At 61.8% G+C, this 3,723-nt stretch carries 3 protein-coding genes; all 3 read left to right on the plus strand.

What is annotated here, in order from left to right:
• Positions 1-794, plus strand: a 794-nt coding sequence (locus QZ609_RS25305) for a response regulator (RefSeq protein ID WP_295500909.1), incomplete at its 5' end; no start/stop codon positions are given.
• 615 nt (positions 795-1,409) lie between these two features.
• Positions 1,410-2,801, plus strand: a complete 1,392-nt coding sequence (locus tag QZ609_RS25310; protein WP_295500912.1) for a class I SAM-dependent methyltransferase — start codon at positions 1,410-1,412, stop codon at positions 2,799-2,801.
• Positions 2,802-3,723 (plus strand): histidine kinase dimerization/phospho-acceptor domain-containing protein (locus QZ609_RS25315; protein ID WP_295500914.1); only part of this gene is annotated, 922 nt, incomplete at its 3' end. It lies immediately after the preceding gene.

Consider the following 3,723-nt stretch of genomic DNA (forward strand, 5'->3'; position numbering starts at 1 on the left):
TCCAGCTCGACGTCGACCGCATCTACCGCCAGATCCACGAGGTCAACCGCTTCCTGCAGCCGTCGGTGATCGTGGTGGACTACTCCATGCCGCGCATGAACGGTCTGGAGTTCTGCGCCAAGCTCAAGGATCTGCCTTGCATGACGATCCTGCTGACCGGCATGGCCGATGAGAACATCGCCGTCGACGGTTTCAACGATGGGCTGATCGACCGCTACATCAAGAAAGACCACCCCGCCATGGCCGAGCGCCTGAGCGCCGAGATCGAGGCGCTGCAGGTGCGTTACTTCAGCAAGCTGTCGAACACGCTGCGCGAGTTGCTGTCGCGCCACTCGTTCAGCTTCCTGTCCGACCCGGTGGTGACCCAACTGGTGCGCGAGCTGGCCGGGCGCTATCGCTTTATCGAGTATTACCTCTACCCGCACCCGGCTGGTGTACTGCTGCTCACCGCGGACGGCCGCGCCACACTCATGGTCATCGAGACCGGCGCGAGCATGCTCACGCACCTGGAAAACGCCGAGGCGTATGACGCGCCGGAAGCACTGCTCAAGGGCCTGCGCGACAGGCAGATCGTGCCGTTCTTCTGGCCAGGCGACGGCATGTACACCCCCGCCTGTGTCGAATGGGAACAATACTGCCTGCCCGCCGAAGTGTGCGAAGGGCGCGAGCCCTACTACTACGCACTGTTTGACATGCCCACGCACCTGCTGCCGGCACAGGTCTACGGCTACACCCAGTTCCTTGCCAACTACAAGCAGGATCCGGACGCGCTCACCGGCCGCAAACCGCGCTAGTGGGCGCTCTCTGATTTGGGCCGCAACACAGCAAACCACGTTGTGTGGCCCCAATCCGGCAAGTACAATCGATTGGATCATCCGAAGACCATGACGTCAGAGCATGGGCCGAATGAATGGCCTTGATGAACGTAGGGGATGCCTACTGCATCATGGTGAACGAGGGCATCTGCAACGATACGGCGCCCCGGTGTTATTCCTGTGCGGGACTCTCCTTGAGAGAGGATTTGGGTGCAGCAGCGGGTTGCGCGCTGAGCGGGCACGCAACACGGGGGGTTGGGGAGTGCATCGTTCCAGTTCGGTTGCGGTCGCACGATTCCCGTCACCACGTTGCTGATCCGGCTGCCGGCAGATGGGGGTACCCACTGCCTGGCCGGACAGATTCCTGATCTTCTCGAAGCGGGTTTGGGCGAATGCGCCCAGGCCAGGTGCGCCATGCGCCTGACCTGCGGCCTGCTTGGGCACGCTGGCAAAACCGAGGGACGACGCATCGACCCGGGTGGGTTTCGATGTGTGTCGAAGGCCGGCGTCGCAGTGCGGCGATGGCACCCCGGTTGTTGAGTGAGTGCCCCGCTTGGTGGACGTGATCTCTGAAGTCTCCGGCCAATTTGCACTGTGTACTCACCCAACCAGATCGACCCGGCAGTCAGCTTTAGGAACTCCCAGGGTCAGCAAGTCCGCGGCACCATCATCACGCTACAACGGCGTGCCTTGGTGATGGAAATCTACAACCCGTACTCCATCGTGCAGGTGAGCGAGGTGCTGTCCGAGCTCGCCATCAAGATCGGGACGCGCCAGGTCTATCTTGGCAAGGCGGTGGTGATCAGCCTGGTCAACACGGGCCTGACTGCCGTGGTGTCGCTCACGCTGATCGACGAATGGCGCGAGCTGTCCGAGGTGGCCGACACGCCCGCCTCGGTGGGCGAGGAAGCGCGAACGTTCGTGCAGGATTGGCAGGAACGCTTCCGCATCCGCCGCGAATACCAGATCGTCGTCAACGAGATGCGCGCTTTCCTGGCGGAAGTCTCGCGCTGGGTCGAGCAGGTCGACTTGTCTAAATCCCTGCCACGTGAAGACAGCAAGCTGCGTCCCGATGTGTTCATGGAACTGGCCGAACCGGTCATGCTCCGGGTCAAGCATTACCTGGACATCCTGGAAGCAGAGGCCGTGGACATCGAAGCCAGCCTGGCTCCGTCCCACCGCGCCTTCGCGCAGACCGCGCTGCATCCGCTGTTGCTGCGCTCGCCCTTCGTGCATCGCACCTTCACCAAGCCACTGGGCTATGCGGGTGACTATGAAATGGTCAACCAGATCCTGGCCGACCCCCAGCAAGGCCCGAGCACCTACTTCCAGATCGTCAATGTCACGTTCCTGAAGGCGCAGGTTGCGCAAGCGCACCGTAACCGCATCAATATCCTGGTCGACTTCCTCAAGCAACTTGCGATTCAGGCGAAGGCCGAGGGGCGTCCCTATCGCGTGATGAATCTCGGTTGCGGACCGGCGGTCGAGATCCAGCGCTTCCTGCGTGAGTTCGAAGAGCCCGAGCTGCTCGAATTCGAGTTGATCGACTTCAGCCAGGAGACGCTGGACTACGCCCAGGCCCAACTGGCGGAAGCCGCCAAGCAAGGCGGTACCTCCCTGCGCGCCCAGTTCGTCCACCAGTCCGTGCACGAGCTGATCAAGCGGCCGGCGCGCAAGGCCGCGGAGGTGCGCGATTGCGATGCCGTCTATTGCGCCGGCCTGTTCGACTATATTTCCGACAAGGTCTGCAACCGGCTGCTGACCTACTTCACGACGCGGACGCGGCCTGGCGGGCGGATTCTTGCCACCAACGTGCACTCGAGAAATCCGGAGCGGCTCTTCACGATGGAGCACCTGCTCGAGTGGTATCTCATCTATCGCGACGAGCAGCAGCTCGCGTCCACGTTCCCGGAGGAATGCCGGGACATCAACGCCTACGTCGACGCGACCGGCGTCAACGTATTTGGCGAGGCGACGGTGATCTAGATGGCCGAGAGCGCAAATGATCCCCTGAAGACCGCATTCAATCGCGCTGAGCAGGAAGGCTTTCGCCTGTCGTTCAGCCGGACGTGCGCGCTGGTCGGTATCGTTCTCGTGCTGATGGGCAGCGGCCTGGACTACAACACCTATCCGGGCGAACTGCGGCCGTTCTTCTTCGCGCGCGCCTTTGTCTCGTCGCTGATCTTCGTCGTCTACCTGATCCTGCCGACCCGCTGGGGCCGGCAGAACCTGTCGTACCTGACCCTGCTGTGGCTGTGCTTTCCGCAAGTGATGATCGCGTGGATGATTTCCGCCACGCAGGGGGCACATTCGATCTACGCGACGGGCCTGCACCTGGCCGTCTTTGCGGCCGGCAGCGTGCTGCCATTCAACACCAAGCAGACCATCGGCTTCGGGGTGCTCACCTATACGCTGTATTTCCTGGGCTGCCTGCATCACGATCCGGCCAGCGTGACCGGCAGCACGTTCTTCGTGAACTCCCAGTTCCTCATCTTCACGTCCACGCTGGGAGTCTTCTGCACCTACTTCAACGAGCGCAGCCGGTTCCAGCTCTTCAAGCTCAAGGAAGAAATCGCCGATAAGAACGTGCAGCTCGGGGACACCAACACTAACCTAGTGGAAATCAAGGGCCAGCTGCTGCAACAGGAAAAGATGGCGGCCATCGGCACACTGTCGGCCGGCCTGCTGCATGAGATCAACAACCCAGTCAATTTCTGCCTGATGGCGATCGCGGTGGCACAGGAAGACACGGTGGCCAAGTCCAGCCCGATGCTGCTCGAGTGCCTGGTCGACGCCAAGGAAGGCATGCAGCGCGTGCAGCATATCGTGTCGGACCTGAAGACCTTCGCCTATCGCAGCCCCGAAAAGGGCGAAGCCGATACGCCGTTCCTGCTGGAAAAGGCCATCG

The organism is uncultured Ralstonia sp., from assembly GCA_913056305.1.
Lineage (GTDB): Bacteria > Pseudomonadota > Gammaproteobacteria > Burkholderiales > Burkholderiaceae > Ralstonia.